A 22,379-nucleotide genomic window follows, 5' to 3' on the forward strand; every position below is an offset into this window, starting at 1 on the left:
CATGATCGCTGGAGCTTCGCCGGCGCCGGCAGCGCGGATCGCGGGCGTGCCGGCCGCCGCCATCGCCTCGCCCGCGTCGACCGCTGAGGTCGCCGACGTGGTCCGCGGCGCCGCCGGCGACGAGCTCGCGCTCGTCGTGCGCGGCGGCGGCACCAGGCAGGACTGGGCGCTGCCGCCGCAGCGGCTCGACCTGATCCTGGAGACGTCCAACCTGTGCGGGCTCGTCGAGCACGCCGCCGGCGATCTCGTCGCCGTCGTCCGCGCCGGCACGCCGCTGCGGCAGGTCCAGGAGGCGCTGCGCCCCGCCGGGCAGCAGCTCGCGCTGGACGAGCCGCTGCCGGGCGCCACCGTCGGCGGCACCGTCGCGGTCAACGCGTCCGGCCCGCGGCGCATGCTGTACGGCACCGTCCGCGACCTGCTCATCGGCGTCACCGTCGTCCGCGCCGACGGCGTCGTGGCGAAGGCCGGCGGCAAGGTCGTCAAGAACGTCGCCGGATACGACCTCGGCAAGCTGGTCGCGGGGTCGTACGGCACCCTCGGCGTCATCACCGAGTGCGCGTTCCGGCTGCACCCGCTGCCCGCCGCCCGCCGGTTCGTGTCGGTCCGCGTCGACGGCCCGGGCGACGCCGCGCGGGTCCTGGCGGCGGTCCTCGGCGCCCAGGTCGTGCCGAGCGCCCTGGAGGTCGACACCGACCCGCTGACGGTGACCGCGCTCGTGGAAGGCGTGCCCGAGGGGGTCGCCCAGCGCGCGGCCGACCTGGAGAAGCTGCTCGGCGACGGCGCCAGCACGGCCGAGACCCCACCGCCCGGCTGGGGCACCTACCCGTGGCGGCCGGGGGACATCGGCATCAAGCTCACGTCCGCGCTGTCGCGGGTGCCGTACCTGCTGACCGCCGCGAGCGTCACCGCCCAGCTGCACGACGTCAGGCTGCACGTGCGCGGCTCGGCCGGCACCGGCGTCCTCTACGCGGGCCTGCCCGGCGACACCGACCCGGGCTCCGTCGTCGGTGTCGTCAGCGACCTGCGCGCCGCCACCCGCGCCGGCGCCGGCCACTGCGTGGTGCTCACCTCCCCGCCGGCGGTCCGGTCCCGCGTCGACGTGTGGGGGCACGTCGACGGCCTCGACCTGATGCGCCGGGTGAAGGAGCAGTTCGACCCGCTCGGCATCCTCGCTCCCGGCCGGTTCGTGGGGGGCATCTGATGGTGCTCGAAGGCCCCTTCGTCGACCCCGGGCTCGTCTCGGACTGCGTGCACTGCGGGTTCTGCCTGCCGACCTGCCCGACGTACGTGCTGTGGGGCGAGGAGATGGACTCCCCGCGCGGCCGCATCCAGCTGATGCGCCAGCGCCTCGAGGGCGAGCCGCTGACCCCGTCCGCCGCCGGCCACTTCGACGCGTGCCTCGGCTGCATGGCGTGCGTGACCGCGTGCCCGTCCGGCGTCCGGTACGACACCCTGATCGAACAGACCCGCGTCGCGGTGGAGCGGGAGCACCCCCGGCCGTTGCCGGAACGGGCGCTGCGGGGCCTGGTGTTCGGCCTGTTCCCCCACCCGCGGCGGCTGGCGCTCATGAAGCGGCCGCTCGGGCTGTACCAGCGGCTCGGCTCCCCGCTGCTGTCCCGGCTGCCGGGCCGGCTGGCGACCCTGGCCGCGCTCGCCCCGCCGGTCCGCCGATCCGTGCCCCTGCCCGCGCTGCTGCCGGCCCTGGGCCCGCGCCGCGCCGTGGTCGGGATGCTCACCGGCTGCGTGCAGCGCGAGTTCTTCCCGTCCGTGAACGCCGCGACCGCCCGCGTCCTGGCCGCCGAGGGCTGCGACGTGGTGATCCCGCCGGCGCAGGGCTGCTGCGGCGCGCTCAGCGTCCACAGCGGCCGCCACGCCGAGGCCGCGGACTTCGCCCGGGGCATCGTGGACACGTTCGCCTCGGCGGGCATCGACGCCCTGGTCGTGAACGCCGCCGGCTGCGGCTCGTCGCTGAAGTCCCTCGGCGACCTGCTCGCCGACGACCCCGCGTACGCCGCCCGCGCGGCCGCGCTCGCCGGCCGCGTCACCGACTTCTCCGAGCTCCTCGCCGGCCTCGGCCCGGCCGCCCCGCGCCACCCGCTCCCGCTGACCGTCGCCTACCACGACGCCTGCCACCTCGCCCACGCCCAGGGCGTCCGCTCCCAGCCGCGGGCCCTGCTGCGCGGCATCCCGGGCCTCGACCTGCGCGAGATCCCCGACGCCGAGATCTGCTGCGGCTCCGCCGGCGTCTACAACATCCTGAACCCCGCCCCGGCGGCCGACCTGGCCGCCCTGAAGGCCCGCAACGTCCTGTCCACCGGCGCCGACTGGCTCGTCACCGCCAACCCCGGCTGCCTCATGCAGATCACCGCCGGCCTCCACACCACCGGCGCCACCATCCGCACCGCCCACACCGCCCAGGTCCTCGACGCCTCCATCCGCGGCGTCCGCCTCAACCCCGACCCCGCGTAACGGGCGGCGCGGCACGGCGGCGATCGCGGCCGCTGCGCCCGTTCATGCCGGTCGGCCCGGACCATGCCCCGCGGCGTCGGGTAGACGACGGGGCCGAGCCTGGTGGCTCGGCCCCGCGTGGGTGCCGGTATGACGACGAACCTCGTGGACTGTCCCGAGTGCGGGCTCCCGGCCACCGTGCGCAGCGACGGGCCGGCGCGGAGCACCGGCGGGCCGGTCGAGCACATCCGGCTGCACTGCGTGCTCGGCCACCGCTTCTTCGGGCCGGTCGCCACCCTGCGGCGCCCGCCCGGGGGCGCCTGGCGGGGCCGGTCAGTTCGGGCGCAGGGGGCGGCCCTGGCCGTCGACCGGGCGGCCGGTCAGCAGGATGATGCCGTCGACGACGAACCAGACCCACAGGCCGAAGACGATCAGGAACGGCAGCCAGAAGAGGAAGCCGCACCAGAACGACGTCCAGCCGACGACGACGCTCAGCACCAGCTGGGTCACGCCGAGGGCGGTGTTGCCCGCGTACAGCCGGCCGATGCCGCCGAGGATGAGGAACAGGCCCGGCAGGAGCTGGAGCAGGCCGGCGGCGAGCTTCGACTTGTCGGAGTACGGCTGGCCGGTCGCCGGGTCGTAGCCCGCGTTGGCCGCGCCGAGGACGGGGACGCCGTAGCCGGGCTGGCCGTAGGCCGCCTGCTGACCGTACGCCGCCTGCTGCTGGCCGTACGGGTCGTAGCCGCCGGACGTGGGGGCGCCGGAGACCGGCAGCTGGTAGGTCGGCGAGTACGGCGGGCTCGAGCCGGGCGGCGACGAGGACGGCGGGCCCGACATCGGCTGCTGTCCGGCCGGCAGCGCGTACGGGTCGGAGGGCTGCTGCCCGTACTGGGGCTGCTGGCCATACGGGTTGGGCTGATATGGGTCCTGCTGCCCGTAAGGTGGCTGCGTCATGGGAGCAGGTTACCGCCACCGGCCGAAGGGACATGACCCTGTGAGCATGGTGACGTTGAGCCGCCCCGTGTCATGCGATCGGATTGACGCATGGACTTCGACGGCCGCAGGCCGCTGCGCACCACCGTCCGGCTGCTGGCCCACCGGAAGTGGCGCATCGCGCTGGCCACCGTCGCGTTCGCGGTGAAGGACAGCCCGATCTGGCTGCTGCCGCTGCTCACCGCGAACATCATCGACGTGGTCGTGGAGCACCGGCCGCTCGCGCAGCTGTGGCTCAACGCGGCCGTGCTCGCCGTGGTCCTGCTGCAGAACATCCCCGTCCACATGCTGTGGGTCCGGCAGATGAGCCTGATCGTGCGGGACCTCGGCACGGACCTGCGGTCGGCGCTCGCCGGGCGGTTGCAGCAGCTGTCGATCAGCTTCCACACGAAGGCGGGCGCGAGCCTGCTGCAGACGAAGGTCGTCCGCGACGTGGAGAACGTCGAGATGATGCTGCAGCAGGTGGCGGCGTCGGGGACGTCGGCGGTGCTGACCCTGGCCGGGGCGCTGAGCCTGACCGCGGTCCGGGTCCCGCAGTTCGTGCCGCTGTTCCTGCTGGTGGTGCCGGCGACCGCGGGGCTGGTCGCGATGGTGCGGCGGCGGTCCGGGGCCCGCAATGAGGAGTTCCGCCGCCGGGTCGAGGACCTCTCGGCCCGCGTCGACGAGATGGCGCACCTCATGCCGATCACGCGCGCGCACGCCCTGGAGACCGAGGCGCTGCACCGGGTCCGCGGGACCGTCGAGGAGGTGCGCGCGGCCGGCCGCCGGCTCGACCTGGTCAACGGGCGCTTCGGTGCGCTGTCGTGGGTGACGTACCAGCTGCTGGGCGCGGCCTGCCTGATCGCGGCGGGATGGGCGGCGTGGAGCGGGTTCGCGCCGGTCAGCGCCGGCGACGTGGTGCTGCTCAGCACGTACTTCGCGGTGCTGACGTCGTCGGTCATCGGGCTCTTCGGGCTGGCCCCGATCATCACCAAGGGACTCGAGTCGATCCGGTCGATCGGCGAGATGCTCGCCGCGCCCGACCTCGAGCGCAACGAGGGCAAGCAGGTCGTCACGACGGTCGCGGGCGCCGTGACGTTGCAGGGCGTCGGCTACCGGTACACCGAGGGCGCGGACCCGGCGGTGAGCGGCGTCGACCTCGACGTGCGGCCGGGAGAGACGATCGCGTTCGTGGGCCCGTCCGGGTCCGGCAAGTCGACGATGCTCAACCTGCTGATCGGGTTCATCCGGCCGACCGAGGGCCGGATCCTGCTCGACGGCGTCGACATGGAGCGCATCGACCTGCGCAGCTACCGCCGCAGCGTCTCGGTCGTGCCGCAGGAGTCGGTGCTGTTCGACGGCACGATCCGCGACAACGTCACGTATGGGCTGAGCGGCATGACGGAGGAGACGGTGACGCGGGCGCTGCGGGACGCGAACGCCCTGGAGTTCGTGGAGCGGCTCCCCCACGGCTGGGACACCGTCGTCGGCGAGCGCGGCGCGCTGCTGTCCGGCGGTCAGCGGCAGCGGCTCGCGATCGCCCGGGCGCTGGTCCGGGACCCGCGGGTGCTCCTGCTGGACGAGGCGACCTCGGCGCTGGACAGCGAGTCCGAGGCGCTCGTGCAGGAGGCGCTGACCCGGCTCATGCGGGGACGGACGACGTTCGTCGTCGCGCACCGGCTGGCCACGGTCCGCAACGCCGACCGGGTCGCGGTCCTGTCCGGCGGCCGGCTCACCGAGCTCGGCACCCACGACGAGCTCGTCGCGGCGGGCGGCACGTATGCGAGGCTGCACCGCCTCCAGCACGTGTAGCCCTCCGCCCGGCACGCGCGGCGAAGCCGCCCGCGAGCGGCGCGTGTGAGCGTCCCTCCCGGGGTCTGCGACACTGGGCAGGTGAAACCCGGTGCGTCTGACGAGCTGGCCAGCGCGAGCCTGGTCGATCTCGCCATGTCACGGCTGCGCCGGGAGATCCTCAGCGGCACCACCGACCCCGGCGAGCGGCTCGTGGAGGAGCAGCTGACCCGCAGGTTCGGCATCAGCCGCGCCCCGCTGCGGGAGGCGCTGCGCCTGCTCGCGCAGCAGGGACTCGTGGAGCACGTGCCGCGGCGCGGGGTTCGGGTCGCCACCCTCTCCGCCGACGACATCCAGGAGTTGTACGCGGTCCGCGACGTCCTCGAGCGGCACGCCGTCTCCGTCACCGCATCCGACGCGGACCTCGCCGGCGTCGCCGCCGCGGTGAAGGCGCTGCAGGAGGCCGACGCCCGCGGCGACCAGTTCGACGTGGCGACCGCCCACCGGGAGTTCCACGTCGCGGTCGTCGCCCTCGCCGGCAACCGCCAGCTGACGCAGGTCTACGAGTCGATCCTGGTGAAGATCCAGCTGTACATGGCGCTGAACCTGCGGCGCGAGGCCGAGGTCGCCCGCCCGCACGACGGCGTCCACCGCCACGAGCGGCTGTTCGAGGCCGTGTCGGCCCGCGACACGGCCGCCGTGCTCGCGGCGCTGGACGAGCACGGCGCCCGGTCGTACATCGGCTGACGACGCCGGACGCGCGGCGGGCGGGACCAGGCGGGCCCCCCGCAGGTGGCGGGGTGGGCAGCACCTCGCGCAGCGTCGCGGCGAACGCCTCGTGGGCGTGGTGCGGGAGCGGCCAGTCGCCGTCCATGCCGACCCGCCCGCCCGCCGAGGCGCCCGCCGAGGCGCCCGGCGTGCTGCGGCCGGGGGGGGTCGGGGGTCAGGCGCTCGGCGAGGTCCAGCCGGAGTGCGAAGGCACCGGCGGGGCCGCGGCGAGCGGCGTGGGCACGGGCTCCGCGGCGGGCTGGGCGGTGGCCCAGACCGTGGAGGGCGCGGCGGTGGCGGGGACGGTCCAGCCGTCGGGCATCGGGTACTCCGGCAGCGGCTGCGCCGCGAGGGCCGCGACGAACGCGGGGTGCGGGCGCCGCGGCTCCAGCCACAGCCCGTCGCGGCTGACCCGGACGCCGGCCACCGCGGCGTGGGTGCCGCGGGCGACGACGACGAGCCCGGTGCCCATGCAGGCCACCGTGCCGGCGATGGCGGCGAGCGCGGCCGTGCCGTGGACCCGCTCGCTCAGGTACAGGGCGGCGACGAGGCCGGCGACGATCGTGGCGGCGCCGGCGGCGATCCGGGCGGCGCGGCGCAGACCGCAGCGGCGGCACGACGGCCAGGCCGGCGCGAGCGCCTCCTTCCGCAGGGGCCTGAGCAGGATCCGGTAGAGCAGGCGGCCGGCGAGCACCGCCAGGGGCCACGCCCACAGCGGCAGCGGCGACAGGAACACCATCGGCCGCATGCTCGTGGCGGGCCGCCCGTGACGCGGGCAGATCGGCGGCACGAACGCGCCGGCGGGGATGCGGACGGGCGGCATGGCAGGCTCCGGGGGCCGAAGGGTCGGCGGGATTCTGCCACGCCGCGCGCCGTCCGGGAACCCGTCAGGGCAGTGGGGCGAGGATGGAACAGCTGCTGGTGGTGGCGCCGTCGGCGCCCGGGTAGCAGATGTCGGAGTCGGCGCCGCCGTTGAGGCTGTCGAAGCCGGCGTCGCCGTACAGGGTGTCGTTGCCGGTGCCGCCGTTGATGGTGTCGGCGCCCTGCCGGCCGCGGAGGCTGTCGGGGCCGCCGCCGCCGTTGATGACGTCGTCGCCGGAGTAGGTGGTGCACGGCGGCGGCGCCTGGGCCGCGGCCGGCACCAGCAGGCCGGCGCCGGGGAACGGCAGGCACGGGGTGGTGTACCAGCCGCCGTCGATGACGTTGGCGTTGCCGTCGCCCGTGAGGGTGTCCGCGGCGCCGCCGCCGGTGAGGTTCTCGATCTCCTGGTACACGTCGGACTCGCCGGTCAGCGGGTCGCCGCCGTGCGCCGGGCTCACCAGGGTCGCGGTGATCTTCGCGGTCCGGCCCTGGAACGTGACGGTGTCGGAGCCGGTGCCGCCGTTGATCCAGTCGTCGCCGGGGCCGGAGTGGATGACGTCGTCGCCCGGTCCGCCGGACGCGTCGCCGGCCGCGGCGGGCGTGGCGTGGCCGCCCATCTTGATGACGTCGTTCCCGTCGCCGCCGGAGGCGTGCACGTTGGACGTGGTGCGGTTGTCGATGACGTCGTCGAGGTCGGAGGTCTTGATGTCCAGGAAGGTCGCCGCATGCACACAGTGGACGGTGGTCTGGGTGGCGTACGGGTAGCTGCAGGTGCTGCCGTCAGGCGTGCTGAACGTGATCGGGTAGACGTCGGTGAAGGCGACGACACCGGGCGACGGGTTGCTGATGGTGAGCCGGTTGGCCTGGTTGAGCGCCGCATCGTAGTGCATCTCACCGCTCATGGTGAGGGTGGCGACCAGTGGTTCAGCGTGTGCGGGACTCACGGCGGCGACGGTGAAGCCGACGCCGAGGATGACCGCGAGTCCGAGCCGGGACAGTCGTCTCATCGCGGCAGGGTCGCAGTGGCGGCGATCACATACGAGCAACTGTCGGGTACCGGCCTCCGGACATCGACGCGTTACATGAGCCGCGGTTCGGCGTAACAGAACTGTCGACAATCGACAGCATGCCCGCACTCGACGAGATCGCCGAGGAGCCGCCGCGGCGCAGGGGTTCCTGTGCGAGGCATCCGCGGCGGCACCGCGCGGGACATCACCGCCCGGCGGGGGGCTTTCGGGCACACCGTCACCTGGAGGGGCAATGACTGCAAGCATCGGCCCGGTCGTCGAGGCCCGGCCCTACGCCTGGCCGTACGACGGCTCGGTCCCGGTCGAGCGCACAGCGCTGCTGTGCATCGACTGGCAGACGGACTTCTGCGGACCGGGCGGCTACGTCGACAGCATGGGCTACGACATCGGCCTGACCCGGGCGGGGCTGCCGGCGACCGCGAAGCTGCTCGACCACGTGCGCGGGCTCGGCATGCTGGTCGTGCACACCCGGGAGGGCCACGACCCGGACCTGTCGGACCTGCCGCCCAACAAGCGCTGGCGGTCCGCGCGGATCGGCGCCGAGATCGGCGCCGCCGGCCCGTGCGGGCGGATCCTCGTCAAGGGCGAGCCTGGCTGGCAGATCGTGCCGGAGGTGGCGCCGGCGCCCGGCGAGGTCGTCGTCGACAAGCCCGGCAAGGGCGCGTTCTACGCCACCAACCTGGACCTGGTGCTGCGCACGCACGGCATCACCCACCTCATCCTCACGGGCATCACGACCGACGTGTGCGTGCACACCACGATGCGCGAGGCGAACGACCGCGGCTACGAGTGCCTCATCCTGTCGGACTGCACCGGCGCGACCGACCCGGCCAACCACGCCGCGGCGCTGCACATGGTCACCATGCAGGGCGGCGTCTTCGGCTGCGTCGCCACCTCCACCGACGTCATCGCGGCGACCGTCGCCGGCACGGTGGTCTGAATGGCCACGGTGGACGCCTCGCCCGGACCCTTCACCTTCGACCCGGCGAGCACCGCGCTCCTCGTCATCGACATGCAGCGCGACTTCATGGAGCCCGGCGGCTTCGGCGAGACCCTCGGCAACGACGTCGCCCAGCTGCGCCGCGTCATCGAGCCGACGGCGGCGCTGCTCGCCGCCTGCCGGGCGCTGGGCCTCACGGTCATCCACACCCGCGAGGGCCACCTGCCGGACCTGTCGGACTGCCCGCCGGCGAAGCTCAACCGGGGCGACCCCAGCATGCGCATCGGCGCGCCCGGGCCGATGGGCCGCATCCTGATCCGCGGCGAGCACGGCCACGACATCATCGACGAGCTGGCCCCGGCCGGCGGCGAGCTGGTCATCGACAAGCCCGGCAAGGGCGCCTTCTACAACACGTCCCTCGGCGACGTCCTCGCCGCGCGCGGGATCCGCAGCCTGGTCGTCACCGGTGTGACCACCGAGGTCTGCGTGCACACCACCGTCCGGGAGGCGAACGACCGCGGCTACGAGTGCCTCGTGCTGTCGGACTGCGTCGGCTCCTACTTCCCGGAGTTCCAGGAGGCGGGCCTGCGGATGATCGCCGCGCAGGGCGGCATCTTCGGCTGGGTCGCGCCCTCATCCTCGTTCATCGCCGCACTGCAACCCTCTCCGCAGAGGACGTGAGACATGACCACTCCCGCTTCGCTCAAGGTCCCGTGGTGGGTCCGCGGTGACACCAACGCGTTCTTCGGCTTCGGCGTGAACGTGCTCGTGAACGTGCTGACCCTGACGTCGCTGTGCCTGTTCGTGGTGAAGCTCAGCGAGCGCGACGTCTTCCACGCGATCCTGCCGGCGCTCGGCATCGCGCTCGTCGCCGGCAACGTCTACTACACGTTCCTGGCCCGGCGCCTGGCCCGCAAGGAGAACCGCACCGACGTCACCGCCCTGCCCTACGGGCCGAGCGTGCCGCACATGTTCATCGTCATCTTCGTCATCATGCTGCCGGTCTACCTGAAGACCAACAACCCGACGCTGGCCTGGAAGGCCGGTCTGGCCTGGGCCTTCATCATCGGGGTCATCGTCATCGTCGGCGCGTTCGTCGGGCCCTACATCCGGAAGTACGCGCCGCGGGCGGCGCTGCTGGGCACCCTCGCCGGCATCTCCATCACGTTCATCTCGATGCTGCCCGCCGCCCGGATGTGGGACCTCGCGTGGGTGGCGCTGCCGGTGTTCGCGCTGCTGCTGATCGGCCTGCTCACCGACACGAAGCTGCCCGGCAACTTCCCGATCGGGCTGGCCGCGCTGCTCGTGGGCACCGCGATCGGCTGGGCCGGCGGCGCGATGGACGGCAACGCGGTCAGCGCCGCCGTCGACGACATCGGCTTCGCCCTGCCCGGCCTGCACCTGGACCTGCTCACCTCCGGGCTGTCCGACGTGGCGCCGCTGCTCGCGACCGCGATCCCCCTCGGCGTCTACAACTTCACCGAGGGGATGTCCAACGTGGAGAGCGCCGCGGCCGCCGGCGACAACTACAACCTGCGCAGCGTCCTGCTCGCCGACGGCGCCGGGGCGCTGATCGGCGCGGCGCTCGGCTCGCCGTTCCCCCCGGCCGTGTACGTCGGGCACCCCGGCTGGAAGAAGGCCGGCGGCGGCAGCGGCTACTCGATGGCGACCGGCGTCGTCATCGCGATCCTGTGCTTCCTGGGCCTGTTCGGCTTCCTCGGCGCCATCTTCCCGCTGCCGGCGATCGTGCCGATCCTGCTCTACATCGGCCTGCTGATCGGCGCGCAGGCCTTCCAGTTCTCCCCCAAGGCGCACGCCGCGGCGGTCATCGCGGCGCTGATCCCCAACATCGCCCAGTGGGCCACCAGCCAGATCGACAACTCCCTGGCGGCCGCGGGCACCACCGCCGCCAAGGTCGGCGACGCCGCGCTCGCCGGCAACGGCGTCATCTACAGCGGGCTGCTCACCCTCGGCCAGGGCGCGATCCTCGCCGGCCTCGTGTTCGGCTCGATCGTCGCGTTCATCATCGACAAACGCTTCATCCACGCGGGAATCTTCGCGCTCGCGGGCGCGGCGCTGGCCTTCGTCGGCCTGATCCACGGCGAGAAGGTCGCCTGGAACGCCAACGGGCAGGTCGCGCTCGGCTACCTCTTCATCGCGGTGGTCTGCGGCCTGTTCGCGCTGAGCCGCCCCGAACCCCGGCCGAAGGACGCCGACGAGATCGAGCTGGACCGCCTGCACGGCGACGCCCCACCGGCTGACGCCCCACCGGCTCCCGCTCCGGCGGCCTCGGCCCCCGCCGCCGCTCCGGCTGCGTAGCTCCTCCCCGACTGCGCGGTGGTCCCCCGTCCTCCCTGGGGACCACCGCGCGACCAGCACCGTGCAAGCCAGTCGCGTCAGAAGGGACACCCGTGCGGATCAACAGGGACGACATCGTCGCCGAGGTGGAGGCGGCGTTCGTGGCGTACGAGAAGGCGCTCGTCGCCAACGACGTCACCGCCCTGAGCGAGGCGTTCTGGGACTCCCCGGCCGTGGTCCGCTTCGGCGTCGCGGACCACCAGACCGGTGCCCGCGAGCTCCGCGACTGGCGGTCCGCGCAGCGGCCGCTCCCGCCGGGCCGCCGGCTGTTCGGCACGAGGATCACCACGTTCGGCACCGACCTGGCCACCGTCACCACGATGTTCGACTACCCCGGCACCGACGACCGTCCCGGACGGCAGTCCCAGACCTGGGTCCGCCTCCCGGAGGGCTGGCGCATCGTCCACGCCCACGTCTCCCATCCCCGCGGCGACTGAGCGGTTTCAGGCTGCCGACAGCCGTCCCCGCCCCTGATGCGTCAGCTGGTACGCGGCAACGAGGAGCAGCACGCCGCTGGCGATCGCGTACAGCCCGATCGCCCACGCGATCGCGACCGCGCCCGCCTCGGGCCGCACCACCACGAACAGCCCGGCCACCACCGAGATCGCGCCCACCAGCGCCAGGGTCCAGCCGCCGTGCTGGCGGGCGGCGAGCCACAGGTCGGCGACGCCGGTCACGATCGCCCAGGCGCCGACGATGACGGCCAGCACCACCCCGGTGATGCCCGGCCACACGATGGCGAGGACCCCGACGACGAGCCCGAACAGCCCGGCGACCGCCCGCGCCAGCCGCGGCCCGTTGCCGTCGGCGAAGCCGGTGACCGGGTTCGTGGCGCCCGCAGAGGGGCGCATGGCGTGGACGAGCTGCTCGATGCCGGTCGCGATCGTGAAGATGCCGAACAGCACCGCGAGCGCGATCACCGTCACCCCGGGCCAGATGACCGCGACGATGCCGAACACGATGGCGAGGACGCCTCGCACACCGAGCAGCCACGCTTCTCTTCTGAGCATCATGCCCTCCTTGCGAGTCGGTCTTCGAGTTCGTCGATCCGGTCGAGCAGGTCCAGCACCACGCCGACGGCGGCGTAGTTGAGCGTCAGGTCGTCGTGCAGCCGGCGGATGCGGGCGACGGTGGCCAGCTCCCGGACGGCGAAACCGGGTGCGCCGTCCGGGAACGTGGTGACCTCCACCAGCCCGAGCGTGACCAGCCGCGCCACGAGCTCGGGGTGCAGCCCGGCCGCCGCGGCGAAGTCGGGCAGGGTCAGTTCGTCGGGAAGCCGTGCCGCCCGCACCAGTGGAAACGTCATGCCGGGCTCCGGGGGTCGGTCGTGGACGCCGCGGCGAGCTCCGCGTACAGGCGCCGCTCGCGCTCGGACAGGTCCGGCGGGACGACGATGCGGACCTTGGCGTACAGGTCGCCGGCGGCGCCGCGCGGGTTGGGCAGGCCGAGCTCGGGCAGGCGCAGCCGCCGGCCCGACGACGAGCCGGGCGGCACGTCCAGGCGCACCGGACCGGCCGGGGTCTGCACCCGCACGGGTGCGCCGAGCGCCGCCTCCCACGGCGTCACCGGCAGCTCGACCAGGATGTCGCGGCCACGGACCCGGTACCGGGGATGCGGCGACAGGCGGACGACGAGGTAGAGGTCGCCGTCCGGGCCGCCGCCGGTGCCCGGCCAGCCCTGACCGGCGAGCCGGACGCGCTGCCTGTCGGCGACGCCCGCCGGGATGTCCACTGTGTACTGCCGGGGTCGCCCCGTCGGTCCGGGCAGCGTGATCGTGCGCCGGCCGCCGCGGTACGCGTCCTCGACGGAGACGGCGAGCTCGGCCTGGTTGTCCGCGCCGGCCCGCCCCCGGGGACCGGTCCTGTCCCGGGAGCCTTTCCCGTCCCGGGGGGCGGACCGGTCCCGGGCGCCGGTCTGGTCCGCGGGCCCGGTGGGGTCGCCGGGAGCCGCCTGGTCCCGGGGGCCCGGCTGGTTGTACGGGGGCTGGCGGCGCTGCGGCCCGGGGGCCTGGCGCCCGGGGGCGGCCGCCGGGCCGGGACCGCCCCGCTGGAACAGGCTGCCGAGCCAGTCGTCGGCGGCCGCCTGGGTCGCGTCGTAGTCGCGGCGGCGGCGCGGGTCGGACAACACCCGGTACGCCTCGGCGATCCGCTTGAAGCGCTCCTCCGCGCCGGGTTCGCGGCTCACGTCAGGGTGGTGCAGGCGGGCGAGGGTCCGGTACGCGCGCCGGACCTCCTCCCGGCGGGCGTTCCTCGGCACGCCGAGGTCTGCGTAGTAGTCGCGGGTGTCAACCGTCGTCATCGGTACCCCCAACTCGTGCGCCGACCGCGTCGACCGGCGAGCGGCCCCTCAAGGGGCGGCATCGCCGTGTCGCGCGCCTGGACCCGGCCGCTCAGGTCATGCCGCTGCGACCGACCTGCCCCGTGCTGCCGGTGCCGGTACTCCCGGCCTGCTGGCTCGCCGGCCGGGGACGGGACTGACCCTCACGCATCTGCTTCGCCTGCGCTGCGGGCGTGTCGGCGGGGTCTGTCTGCGGTGGCCGGCCGGCCCGCGCCTGCTCCAGACCGGGCCTGGCCGCCGACGACTGCACGGTGATGCGGCGGCGCTGCTCGCCGCGCGCCTTCGGCGCCACGATCGTGAGCACGCCGCTGTCGAGGTTCGCCTCGACCCGGTCGCCGTCGATGTCGCCCGGCAGCGCGACCAGGTACTCGAACTCGCCCTCCTGCCGCGCGTGATGGTGCATCGTGCCGGTGCGGGTCCGGGCCCGGTAGCTGCCCGCCACCCGGATCTCGTTGTCCCGCAGGTCGATCCGCACGTCGGCGGCGTCGACGTCGGGCAGGTCCAGGTCGACCCGGTAGGTGTCGGTGGTCTCCTCGATGTCGACCGGCACGCCACCGATGCGCGGCATCGCCGCCGACGGGAACGGGAACGCCCGGCCGGGTCGGGTCACCAGGAATGCCATCAGTAGGTCTCCCAACGGTGAGGGGATGTACGCGGCCATGCTGGGCGCGCGCCGGGTGACCCCGTCCCACCTCCGGCGGATGAGCGGACGTGGTAGGCCCGTTCGCTCCCTGCTGGTGATGGTGCTTCACCTGCGGGCTGGGGAGCGTTCCACGCATGTATGAAGACGTGTTCATCACGGAGGTCCGCGAGAAGACCGGCCTTGCCACCGCCGAGGAGACCCGGCGCGCGGTCCGGGGTGTGCTGCACGCCCTCGCCACGCGCCTGCCCGACGGCTGGGTGCACCACCTCGCGGCGGAGCTGCCACCGACGCTCGCGGAGCCCCTGTGGTCCTATCAGCACCTGTACGACCAGGAGGTCCACGTGGACTTCCTCGCCGACGTCGCCGCCCGTGCGGCCGTGCCACCGGACCTCGCCGAGCGCCTGGCCCGCGCGGTCTTCGCCGTCATCGCGAGCGCCGGCGACCCGGCCCTGCTTCGCCGCGTGTACGCCCCGCTGACCAGCGACATCCTCGTGCTCACCGAGTCCGACCGCTCCCTCCTGCCCGTCTGACCGGGCCTGGAGACAGCAGCCACAAGGACCCCGTCCGCGCGGGCGGGGTCCCCGCATCCGGCCTGCGCCGCGGGGCCGGACGCGACCGGCCCGGGGACCTGACGGCGCGGCACCCCCTCGCGGCCGACGGCGGCACGCATCGACGGCTGCGGGTATCGTCGCTCGGATGGCTGCCGTGTGCGGGATCGACGACTGTGGCGTGCTGGCGATCGGGAGGTGCCGGGACTGCGGCAGCGCGTTCTGCATGTCGCACCAGGGGCGCAACCCGGCCTCCGGCGACGGCTACGCCGCGCTGTGCGAGCGGTGCGCCGCCCGCCGCCACGCCGCCACCACCTCGGACCGTGACGTCGCCCCCGTGCAGCGCCTCGGCGACGAGCAGCGCTGGGTCATGTCGGGGCAGGCCGTCCGCGACCTGACCGCGAAGGGTGTGCCGGCGCTGCCGGTGATCGAGCAGCGCCGCCGCGCCGTGAAGCTCCGCTTCGGCGGTGAACGCGTCGAGATCGACGAGATCGAGGTCGGCACGGTGTGGGTCCTCGGCAGGTTCGAGTGGACGCAGCCGGTCGACGGCGTCGCCGAGACCCGGGAGCGCACCACCGGGCTGCTCGCCGAGCCCCGCGGCGGCTACCCGGTCGCCGCGTTCCGCCAGGCGGTCGCCCGCTGCCGCGTCACCGAGCTCGGCGCCACCCTGGTCCGCGACGGCGGCGCCGAGCTGGAGTCCCGCGCCGTCCCCCTGATCGCCCAGGCCGCCCGCCGCCTCCTGCGCTGAACTGCGCCGGACAAAGGCCGCCGCGCTGATCATGCGACCCCGAATGACACGTTCGGTAGTTGACCCTGGCGGCGGCGGTACGCCAATCTGGCTGCCATGCTGTCGTGGGGGCGCTTCCGGCGGTCCGCGCCCGACCTTGCCGCGGCAGGGCGGGCGCTGCTCTACCGCAGCGGGGTCGGGCTGGCGTACCTCGGGACGGTGCGGGTCGACGGCGGGCCGCGGGTGCACCCGGTCAGCCCGCTGCTGGTCGAGGACGGGCTCTACGCGCTGCTCATGGTCTCGCCGAAGCTGGAGGACCTGCTCCGGGACGACCGGTTCGCGCTGCACACGTTTCCGCTCGGGGACACCGAGGACGCGTTCTACCTGACCGGGCGGGCCCGGTTCCCGCGCGAGGAGGCGCTGCGGCGCAGCGTCGCGGCGGCGTTCCTCGCCGAGCGGGGCATGTCGGGGCCGCCGCCCGGCTTCGGGCAGAACGTGCTGGTCGAGCTGGTCGTGGAGACCTGCGTGCTGAGCCGGGCGGGCGAGCAGATCACCTGGGCGGCGGCCGGCCCCTACCGGCACGAGGTCGGCCGCCACCGCGCGATGCGCTGAGCCCGGAGGCTACCGCGCACCGCGCGGTGCGCTGAACCCAAAGGCGCTACCGCGAGTAGGCCTCCAGCTCCCACAGCGAGTAGCCGTAGCCGGTGGCGCGGGCGACGCCGGCCATGCGGACGTACCGGGCGCTGACCGGGGCGAAGGTCACGCTGTCGGTGCCGCCGTTGCCCGCGTCGACGGTGGCCGCGGTGGTCCACGCGGTGCCGTTGGCGGACACCTCGATGCGGTAGCGGGTGCCGTACGCGGCCTCCCACCGCAGGATCACCCGCCGCAGGGTGCGGGCCGAGCCGAGGTCGACGGTCAGGGACTGGTCGTCGCTCCACCAGCTCGCCCAGCGGGTGGTCGGGTCGCCGTCGACGGCGGCGCCGGCGCTGTAGCCGATGAACGTGCCGTTGCCGGTCGCCTTGCGGCCGAGGGCGAGGTTGGTGATGTCGTCGCCGCGTTTCGCCGGGAACGACACGGCCTGCTGGTAGGTGGGCCGGTTCTGCCAGGAGATCTTGTCGTGGGTGATGCCGCCGAGCGGGGACTGGATGATGCTGTCGGCGCACCACTGGTCGCCGGCGCCGCAGGAGGCGTCGCCGGGGTAGGTGGTGGTGGCCGGCTCGGCCGCCGCGGCCGCGAGGGTCGAGGACAGCGTGGCGCGGCAGGCGGCCGGCGTGCCGCAGTAGGTGCGGCCGAGACCGCCCTGGACGGGGTCGCCGAGGACCGTGCGGAGGTCCTTGTCGAGGTAGCCCCACCAGCCGTTCTGGAACGACGAGCCCTTGTGGCTCTGCGACTGGTTCAGCGACGTGGCGCCGGTCGAGCCGGTGTGGCCGGACGGCGACTCGTCGATCTGCAGGGCGCCGGTGAGGGCCGTGTACACGTCGTCGCCCAGGCCCGGCTTGAAGACGCCGGCGATCAGCTTCGGCCACCAGGCGTCGAAGAGGCGGATGGCGTCGGCGTGCTGGTACACGTGGGACCCCGGCGCCGTCTCGATCCGCTTCGCGCCGGCCGCCTGCCACGCGGCCAGCGCGGCGTAGGACGGCGCGCCGGGGCCGAGGACGCGCAGCAGTTCCGGCAGCAGCGCCTCGGCCCGCAGGTCGGTGACGGCCGCGTCCTCGACGAGGCGCACCACCGCCGCCCGGTCGACCTTGCCGCCGCCGGCGAGGGCGGCCTTGACCCGGCGGTCGAGCAGGTCGGCGCGGTGCACGGCGCCGAAGCTGAAGTTGCCGTCCGCGGCGCTGTAGCCGGCCGCCTGCTTGTTGTTCCAGCTGACGAAGTAGTCCTGGCCCGCTGACTGGGGGTGCTGCGCGACGGTCGTGTAGTCGGCGGTGTTGGTGTCGGGGTTCCAGTTCTGCCACTCGTAGGCGGCCTCGGCGCGGGTCGGCAGGTTCGGGTTCGCGCCCGCCCCGCGGACCGGGTTGGCGCCGGAGTTGAAGTACGCGGTGTCGGTCGCGTTCACGTAGAACCAGTTGAACGCGTAGCCGACGTCCGCGGCGGAGGCGATGAACGCCGCCGGCGAGCCCATCGCGGCCGGGTCGTTGAACGCCTGGAACCCGATCGCGGAGTCCGCCTCGTGCCGGTAGGTGGACCGCAGCCGGGTGAAGGCGACCGGCACACCGCCGACCTTGCCGCGCCACGCGACGAGCCCGTACTTCGTGCGGAACGTGGTCAGCCGGTAGGAGCCCGCCGGGGTCGAGTCGGCGAGCGTCGGCGTCCACGCGTTGGTGCGGGTCAGCGCCTCCATCGGCGTGCACGTGCCGCGGAACAGGTACGCCGAGGACTGGACGGTCGGCGCGGAGCCGTCGGTGTTGCACAGCGGCACCGAGTAGGTGTCGGTGATGTCCTGCTCGGCGGAGGTGGCGCTCCAGGCGTAGTCCTGGCCGCGGCCGAGCAGCACGTACAGGTTGAGGCCGGCGAACGCGACGCCGTGCGCGCTGATCCCGGGGCCCTGCAGCTCCTGCAGCATGAGCAGCTGCGGCGAGAAGTAGCCGGTCTGCGGGCCGAACACCGCGATCGGGTGCCCGGTCGCGGAGTGCGCGGCGTCGACGACGACCGCGTTGGACATGCCCTTGTGCTGGGCCGAGAACGAGCCGGTGGCGGCCGCGGTCCCGGAGCCGGTGGGGTCGAAGACGACCGGCTGCGCGGTGACGGTGCCCGCGTCCGGCAGCGCGACGCCGGGCCCGTCCGGGTCGGCGGCGCCGTAGGGGAACGACTGTCCGTTGTGGAGGGTGAGGACCGCCTCGGGGTCGTTCTGGCCGCGGAACGCCGCCCAGAGGCGGTCGCCCTCGACGGGCCCGTAGCGGGCGCGGGCGGTCACCCGTACCAGGGCCGACTCCACCTCGCCGCCGCCCCCGCCGCCGAAGAGGCCGCCGACGACGCCGGCGATCGCGATCAGGTCGGTCATCTTGAACTGCTCCGGCCCGCCGGCGTTGGTGACCGCGTCGAGGTGCCCGGTCAGCACGTACTCGCCGGGGCAGTTGCGGCCGGACATGCAGGCGGCGATGTAGGCGTTGACGCCGGCGACGTAGTCCTGCACGTCGGTGTAGAGCTGCGCGCCGCGCGGGCCCTTGGTCCGCAGCTGCTCGACCTGGGCCTGCAGGTCGGCCTCGGTGTAGGGGGCGTTGCGCCAGATGCTCTGCTCCAGCTCGCGGTTGCCCGGGGAGCCGCCCGCGAACGGGGTCAGCTGCCCGCGGCCGACCCGCCGCAGCAGGTCCATGACGAACAGCCGGTCCTCCGCGCCCGCGTAGCCGGCGCCGAACATGGTGCCGGCGCGGGTCGTGCCGGTCACGTGCGGCACACCGGCGCTCTTGTCCCGCACGATCGTGACGTCGGCGCGCGGGCTGTAGGTGCGCTCGGCCTGGCCGGCGGGGACGCCGAAGGAGGCGCTGTTGTAGAAGCGGTCGATCTGCTCGCCCGTTAGGCCGGTGTACGCGGCGACCAGGTCCGCGTACTTGCCGAGCTGGTCGGCGGAGTGCGGGGGCCGGTAGCCGAGCGCCTGGTGCGCCAGGATGTCGGCGAGGGTGGCGTTGCCGTTCTGGCCGGGCGGGACGATGTCGTCGCACTCGTCGAGGCAGTAGTCCGTGGGGACGAGGACGGCGGCGGGAGCCTGCACGGGGGTTGCGACGAGCACGCCGGCCGTGATGAGCAGTGCCGCGGCGGCGCGTTTCAGCAGGGGCAGGGACATGGCGGATCCCTTCCGGGGGTCGCGAGTCAATGTGAATATGACTCGGGTTACCGGATGGTAACAACGACACCCATCACTGAACAGAGGTTCAGCCGTCCGTGTCGGCCGGGCTGGGCTAGGCTCCCTGAGGTGATCGCAGGGTGATCGTCGTGCACGCAGCCTGGCTCGACGGCCGCCTCTGCCTCTGGGCCGAGGACACCGACACGCCGCCCGCACAGCGGCGGGGGCGCCGGCCGAAGATCCCCGCGCACCCGTTCGCCGTCCCCGGCCTCCGCCTCGACGAGGACACCGGCCTCCAGGCGACCCGCACCCTCACCCTCCCCACCCGCGGCGACCTGCCCGAGCCGTCGCCCGCCGCGTCGGTGCGGCTCCCGCCCGCCGACGCCCCGCTCCGGCTCAGCGAGTGGACCGTCGACACGATCGAGTACGACGCGGACGACGCCTACGCCCTCCTGCGCTCCAGCCTGGTGGCGATCACCGGCAACGACGGCGATGGCGACGACGACTTCGTCTTCGGCGAGACCATCCGCGCCCTGGCCACGGTGGCCACCTTCGCCGGATCCCTGGTCCGCCGCGGCCGCATGCTGCCGGGGCTGACCGGCGCCGAGGCGCGGTGGGTCCCGGTGCTGACCGGCCGGGACGCCGCGTACACGCGCTCCCTGGCGCTGTCGCTGCCGCAGGCCGTGCTCGGCGGCGCGCCGTCCCGGGCGGCGCTGCTCACCGAGGTGCTCGACACGCTCGTCGACGCCGCCGCCCGCGCCGTGCTCCCGCCCGCCACCCACCGGCTCACCGGCGTCGCCGGCGCCTGGCTCACCGCGCTCACCGGCACGGACCGTGCCGTCGAAGGGCCCCCGGCCGAGCTCGACGCCCTGAGCGCCGACCTGCGGGCCTGGCAGGCCGACGCGGTCGGCGGCGCGGTCCGGGCCTGCTTCCGGCTCGCCGCACCCCCCGACCCCGGCACCATCGAGTACGCCCGCCTCGACCTGGACGACGACGAGGAGCCGGAGTGGCGCCTCGAGTTCGCGCTGCAGGCCGCCGACGAGCCCAGCCTCGTCGTCGACGCCGCCACCGTCTGGCAGGCGCCCGGCCCGATCGAGCTGTCCCAGTGGCAGGTCCCCGCCCCGCAGGAGACGCTGCTCGCCGAGCTCGGCCGGGCCAGCCGCCTGTACCCGGCCCTGGAGGACTCGCTGCGCTCGGCCCGGCCCGCCGCGCTCACCCTCGACACCGCCGGCGCGCACCAGCTGCTCAGCGAGCACGCGCCGCTGCTGTCGGCCGCCGGGTTCGGGATGCTGCTGCCCGGCTGGTGGCGCAAGCCCCAGGCCAGGCTCGGCGCCCGGCTCACCGCCCGCAGCCCGTCCACGACCCAGCCCGGCACCGTCGCGACGAAGAGCGCCGTCGGGCTCGGCTCCGTCGTCGACTACCGGTGGGAGCTCGCCATCGGCGGCGACCCGCTCACCGGCGAGGAGATGCGCCGGCTCGCCGACTCCAAGGCGTCCCTCGTGCGGCTGCGCGGCGAATGGGTCGAGCTCGACCAGCGCCGCCTCGCCGCCGGCCTCGAGATCATGCGGCGGCAGGCTGAAGACGCCGAGATGACCGTCGCCGACCTGCTGCACCTCGCCGGCGGCGACACCGAGGGCCCCGGCGGCCTGCCGGTCGAGGTGACCGCCGACGGGTGGCTCGGCGACCTGCTGTCCGGCGACACCGAGCTGCGGGTCCCGGCCGCGACGCCGCCCGCGCGGTTCGAGGGCAGCCTCCGCCCGTACCAGCTGCGCGGCCTCAGCTGGCTCAGCTTCCTCGAATCGGCCGGGCTCGGCGGCATCCTCGCCGACGACATGGGCCTGGGCAAGACCGTCCAGCTCCTCGCCCTGCTCGCCGGCGACGCGCCCGGCCCGACGCTGCTGATCTGCCCGATGTCGCTGGTCGGCAACTGGCAGCGGGAGGCGGCGAAGTTCGCGCCGGCCCTGCGCGTGCACGTCCACCACGGCGCCGAGCGCGCCCGCGGCGCCGACTTCCGCGCCGCCGTCGCCGCGTCCGACCTCGTCATCACCACCTACTCGATCGCCGCCCGCGACGCGGCCGCGCTGAAGTCGCTGCCGTGGCACCGGCTCGTGCTCGACGAGGCGCAGGCGGTGAAGAACGCCGCCACCAAGCAGGCCGTCGCGGTCCGCGGGCTGCCGGCGCGGCACCGCATCGCGGTCACCGGCACCCCGGTGGAGAACCGGCTCGCCGACCTGTGGTCGATCATGGACTTCGCCAACCCGGGGCTGCTCGGCAGCGCCACGAAGTTCCGCGAGCGTTTCGCCGAGCCCGTCGAGCGCCGCGGGGACGCCGACGCCGCCGCCCGGCTGCGCCGCATCACCCAGCCCTTCGTGCTGCGCCGGCTCAAGACCGACCGCGGCATCATCTCCGACCTGCCGGAGAAGCTGGAGATGGAGGTGCTGTGCAACCTCACCCGCGAGCAGGCGTCGCTCTACCAGGCCGTCGTCGACGAGATGCTCGGCAAGATCGAGCGCAGTGACGGCGTCGCCCGGCGCGGCCTGGTCCTGGCGACCATGACCCGCCTCAAGCAGATCTGCAACCACCCGGCGCACGCGATGCGCGACGGCAGCCGCCTCGCCGGGCGCAGCGGCAAGCTCCAGCGCCTGGAGGAGATCCTCGACGAGGTCCTCGCCGCCGGCGAGCGCGCCCTCGTCTTCACCCAGTACGCGGAGTTCGGCGGCATGCTCCGGGCGCACCTGTCCGCCCGGCTCGGCCGCGAGGTCGCGTACCTGCACGGCGGCCTCGACAAGCCGGCCCGGGATGCGCTCGTCGCCCGCTTCCAGGCCGCGACGCCGTCGTCGCCGCCGGTCTTCGTGCTGTCGCTGAAGGCCGGCGGGACGGGCCTGACCCTCACCGCCGCCAACCACGTCGTGCACGTCGACCGCTGGTGGAACCCCGCCGTCGAGGACCAGGCGACCGACCGCGCGTTCCGCATCGGGCAGCGCCGCGCCGTGCAGGTCCGCAAGTTCGTCACCGCCGGCACCGTCGAGGAGAAGATCGCCGCGATGATCACCGAGAAGCGCGGCCTCGCCGCGAAGATCGTCGGCACCGGCGAGCAGTGGCTGACCGAGCTGTCCACCGCCGAGCTGCGCTCGCTGCTGGCCCTGGAGGCCGGGGCGGTCGTCGAGTAGCCCGTAG

Annotated in this window: 20 protein-coding genes; 12 read left to right on the forward strand and 8 right to left on the reverse strand. The window is 74.3% G+C overall.

What is annotated here, in order from left to right:
- Nucleotide 1 precedes the first annotated feature (1 nt).
- Nucleotides 2-1,201, forward strand: coding sequence for an FAD-binding oxidoreductase (locus AB0J72_RS40865; RefSeq protein WP_363409368.1), 1,200 nt, complete (start codon nt 2-4; stop codon nt 1,199-1,201).
- Nucleotides 1,201-2,469: a heterodisulfide reductase-related iron-sulfur binding cluster gene (locus AB0J72_RS40870; protein ID WP_363409371.1), complete on the forward strand. Its 1,269-nt coding sequence runs from the start codon at nt 1,201-1,203 to the stop codon at nt 2,467-2,469. Before AB0J72_RS40865 ends, AB0J72_RS40870 begins: the two co-directional genes overlap by 1 nt.
- Nucleotides 2,470-2,781: 312 nt before the next feature.
- Here AB0J72_RS40870 and AB0J72_RS40875 read toward each other — a convergent pair whose 3' ends face one another.
- Nucleotides 2,782-3,402, reverse strand: a complete 621-nt coding sequence (locus AB0J72_RS40875) for a hypothetical protein (protein WP_363409374.1) — start codon at nt 3,400-3,402, stop codon at nt 2,782-2,784.
- 90 nt (nt 3,403-3,492) lie between these two features.
- On the opposite strand from AB0J72_RS40875, the gene AB0J72_RS40880 reads away from it, so the two are divergent.
- Both AB0J72_RS40880 and AB0J72_RS40885 read left to right on the forward strand, forming a co-directional pair.
- A complete protein-coding gene (locus AB0J72_RS40880; protein WP_363409377.1) occupies nt 3,493-5,232 on the forward strand; it encodes an ABC transporter ATP-binding protein in 1,740 nt (579 codons plus the stop codon).
- 81 nt (nt 5,233-5,313) lie between these two features.
- Nucleotides 5,314-5,958, forward strand: coding sequence for a GntR family transcriptional regulator (locus tag AB0J72_RS40885; RefSeq protein WP_363409380.1), 645 nt, complete (start codon nt 5,314-5,316; stop codon nt 5,956-5,958).
- Between the two features lie 196 nt (nt 5,959-6,154).
- Here the strand turns inward: AB0J72_RS40885 and AB0J72_RS40890 are convergent, their stop codons facing one another.
- Together AB0J72_RS40890 and AB0J72_RS40895 are read right to left on the reverse strand one after the other, a co-directional pair.
- Nucleotides 6,155-6,802, reverse strand: coding sequence for a hypothetical protein (locus tag AB0J72_RS40890; protein WP_363409383.1), 648 nt, complete (start codon nt 6,800-6,802; stop codon nt 6,155-6,157).
- A 64-nt stretch (nt 6,803-6,866) separates the two neighbouring features.
- Nucleotides 6,867-7,847 (reverse strand): calcium-binding protein, encoded by a 981-nt coding sequence (locus tag AB0J72_RS40895; RefSeq protein WP_363409386.1) that lies wholly within the window; start codon nt 7,845-7,847, stop codon nt 6,867-6,869.
- Between the two features lie 253 nt (nt 7,848-8,100).
- Between AB0J72_RS40895 and AB0J72_RS40900 the strand changes: the two genes are divergently transcribed.
- The 4 genes from AB0J72_RS40900 to hpxZ all read left to right on the forward strand — a co-directional run bounded on the left by AB0J72_RS40900 (nt 8,101) and on the right by hpxZ (nt 11,603).
- Nucleotides 8,101-8,808, forward strand: a complete 708-nt coding sequence (locus AB0J72_RS40900; RefSeq protein WP_363409389.1) for an isochorismatase family cysteine hydrolase — start codon at nt 8,101-8,103, stop codon at nt 8,806-8,808.
- On the forward strand, nt 8,809-9,489 hold the full coding sequence (locus tag AB0J72_RS40905; RefSeq protein WP_363409392.1) for an isochorismatase family cysteine hydrolase: 681 nt from the start codon (nt 8,809-8,811) through the stop codon (nt 9,487-9,489).
- Between the two features lie 3 nt (nt 9,490-9,492).
- The gene (locus tag AB0J72_RS40910; protein ID WP_363409395.1) at nt 9,493-11,127 is read left to right on the forward strand and encodes a regulator; all 1,635 of its coding nucleotides are present in this window, start codon (nt 9,493-9,495) and stop codon (nt 11,125-11,127) included.
- 92 nt (nt 11,128-11,219) lie between these two features.
- Complete coding sequence (gene hpxZ, locus AB0J72_RS40915; protein WP_363409398.1) at nt 11,220-11,603, forward strand: oxalurate catabolism protein HpxZ; 384 nt, start codon at nt 11,220-11,222, stop codon at nt 11,601-11,603.
- 6 nt (nt 11,604-11,609) lie between these two features.
- On the opposite strand, the gene AB0J72_RS40920 is transcribed toward hpxZ, so the two are convergent.
- The 4 genes from AB0J72_RS40920 to AB0J72_RS40935 form a co-directional block, all read right to left on the reverse strand.
- Complete coding sequence (locus AB0J72_RS40920; protein ID WP_363409401.1) at nt 11,610-12,176, reverse strand: DUF308 domain-containing protein; 567 nt, start codon at nt 12,174-12,176, stop codon at nt 11,610-11,612.
- The gene (locus AB0J72_RS40925) at nt 12,176-12,472 is read right to left on the reverse strand and encodes a chaperone modulator CbpM (protein WP_344502758.1); all 297 of its coding nucleotides are present in this window, start codon (nt 12,470-12,472) and stop codon (nt 12,176-12,178) included. Before AB0J72_RS40925 ends, AB0J72_RS40920 begins: the two co-directional genes overlap by 1 nt.
- The gene (locus AB0J72_RS40930) at nt 12,469-13,464 is read right to left on the reverse strand and encodes a DnaJ C-terminal domain-containing protein (protein WP_363409404.1); all 996 of its coding nucleotides are present in this window, start codon (nt 13,462-13,464) and stop codon (nt 12,469-12,471) included. The genes AB0J72_RS40925 and AB0J72_RS40930 overlap by 4 nt, the downstream gene beginning before the upstream one ends.
- A 91-nt stretch (nt 13,465-13,555) precedes the next feature.
- Entirely contained in the window at nt 13,556-14,125 is a 570-nt protein-coding gene (locus AB0J72_RS40935; protein ID WP_363409407.1) for an Hsp20/alpha crystallin family protein, read from the reverse strand.
- 155 nt (nt 14,126-14,280) lie between these two features.
- Here AB0J72_RS40935 and AB0J72_RS40940 point away from each other — a divergent pair, with 155 nt between their 5' ends.
- The 3 genes from AB0J72_RS40940 to AB0J72_RS40950 all read left to right on the forward strand — a co-directional run bounded on the left by AB0J72_RS40940 (nt 14,281) and on the right by AB0J72_RS40950 (nt 16,033).
- A complete protein-coding gene (locus AB0J72_RS40940) occupies nt 14,281-14,676 on the forward strand; it encodes a DUF2267 domain-containing protein (RefSeq protein ID WP_363409410.1) in 396 nt (131 codons plus the stop codon).
- A gap of 166 nt (nt 14,677-14,842) precedes the next feature.
- The gene (locus AB0J72_RS40945; RefSeq protein WP_363409413.1) at nt 14,843-15,442 is read left to right on the forward strand and encodes a hypothetical protein; all 600 of its coding nucleotides are present in this window, start codon (nt 14,843-14,845) and stop codon (nt 15,440-15,442) included.
- 96 nt (nt 15,443-15,538) lie between these two features.
- A complete protein-coding gene (locus tag AB0J72_RS40950; protein WP_363409416.1) occupies nt 15,539-16,033 on the forward strand; it encodes a pyridoxamine 5'-phosphate oxidase in 495 nt (164 codons plus the stop codon).
- Nucleotides 16,034-16,079: 46 nt separating this feature from the next.
- Here the strand turns inward: AB0J72_RS40950 and AB0J72_RS40955 are convergent, their stop codons facing one another.
- Complete coding sequence (locus AB0J72_RS40955; protein ID WP_363409419.1) at nt 16,080-19,202, reverse strand: penicillin acylase family protein; 3,123 nt, start codon at nt 19,200-19,202, stop codon at nt 16,080-16,082.
- Between the two features lie 140 nt (nt 19,203-19,342).
- Between AB0J72_RS40955 and AB0J72_RS40960 the strand changes: the two genes are divergently transcribed.
- Nucleotides 19,343-22,372 (forward strand): DEAD/DEAH box helicase, encoded by a 3,030-nt coding sequence (locus AB0J72_RS40960; protein ID WP_363409422.1) that lies wholly within the window; start codon nt 19,343-19,345, stop codon nt 22,370-22,372.
- Nucleotides 22,373-22,379: the final 7 nt, after the last annotated feature.

The organism is Dactylosporangium sp. NPDC049742, assembly GCF_040674675.1.
Classification (GTDB): Bacteria; Actinomycetota; Actinomycetes; order Mycobacteriales; family Micromonosporaceae; genus Dactylosporangium; species Dactylosporangium maewongense.

Excerpts from the sequence above, each read along its gene's own strand:
- AB0J72_RS40865 (WP_363409368.1), top strand. The coding sequence starts at position 2 with ATGATCGCTGGAGCTTCGCCGGCGCCGGCAGCGCGGATCGCGGGCGTG.
- AB0J72_RS40870 (WP_363409371.1), top strand. The coding sequence starts at position 1,201 with ATGGTGCTCGAAGGCCCCTTCGTCGACCCCGGGCTCGTCTCGGACTGC.
- AB0J72_RS40875 (WP_363409374.1), bottom strand. The coding sequence starts at position 3,402 with ATGACGCAGCCACCTTACGGGCAGCAGGACCCATATCAGCCCAACCCG.
- AB0J72_RS40880 (WP_363409377.1), top strand. The coding sequence starts at position 3,493 with ATGGACTTCGACGGCCGCAGGCCGCTGCGCACCACCGTCCGGCTGCTG.
- AB0J72_RS40890 (WP_363409383.1), bottom strand. The coding sequence starts at position 6,802 with ATGCCGCCCGTCCGCATCCCCGCCGGCGCGTTCGTGCCGCCGATCTGC.
- AB0J72_RS40895 (WP_363409386.1), bottom strand. The coding sequence starts at position 7,847 with ATGAGACGACTGTCCCGGCTCGGACTCGCGGTCATCCTCGGCGTCGGC.
- AB0J72_RS40900 (WP_363409389.1), top strand. The coding sequence starts at position 8,101 with ATGACTGCAAGCATCGGCCCGGTCGTCGAGGCCCGGCCCTACGCCTGG.
- AB0J72_RS40905 (WP_363409392.1), top strand. The coding sequence starts at position 8,809 with ATGGCCACGGTGGACGCCTCGCCCGGACCCTTCACCTTCGACCCGGCG.
- AB0J72_RS40910 (WP_363409395.1), top strand. The coding sequence starts at position 9,493 with ATGACCACTCCCGCTTCGCTCAAGGTCCCGTGGTGGGTCCGCGGTGAC.
- AB0J72_RS40920 (WP_363409401.1), bottom strand. The coding sequence starts at position 12,176 with ATGCTCAGAAGAGAAGCGTGGCTGCTCGGTGTGCGAGGCGTCCTCGCC.
- AB0J72_RS40925 (WP_344502758.1), bottom strand. The coding sequence starts at position 12,472 with ATGACGTTTCCACTGGTGCGGGCGGCACGGCTTCCCGACGAACTGACC.
- AB0J72_RS40930 (WP_363409404.1), bottom strand. The coding sequence starts at position 13,464 with ATGACGACGGTTGACACCCGCGACTACTACGCAGACCTCGGCGTGCCG.
- AB0J72_RS40935 (WP_363409407.1), bottom strand. The coding sequence starts at position 14,125 with ATGGCATTCCTGGTGACCCGACCCGGCCGGGCGTTCCCGTTCCCGTCG.
- AB0J72_RS40940 (WP_363409410.1), top strand. The coding sequence starts at position 14,281 with ATGTATGAAGACGTGTTCATCACGGAGGTCCGCGAGAAGACCGGCCTT.
- AB0J72_RS40945 (WP_363409413.1), top strand. The coding sequence starts at position 14,843 with ATGGCTGCCGTGTGCGGGATCGACGACTGTGGCGTGCTGGCGATCGGG.
- AB0J72_RS40950 (WP_363409416.1), top strand. The coding sequence starts at position 15,539 with ATGCTGTCGTGGGGGCGCTTCCGGCGGTCCGCGCCCGACCTTGCCGCG.
- AB0J72_RS40955 (WP_363409419.1), bottom strand. The coding sequence starts at position 19,202 with ATGTCCCTGCCCCTGCTGAAACGCGCCGCCGCGGCACTGCTCATCACG.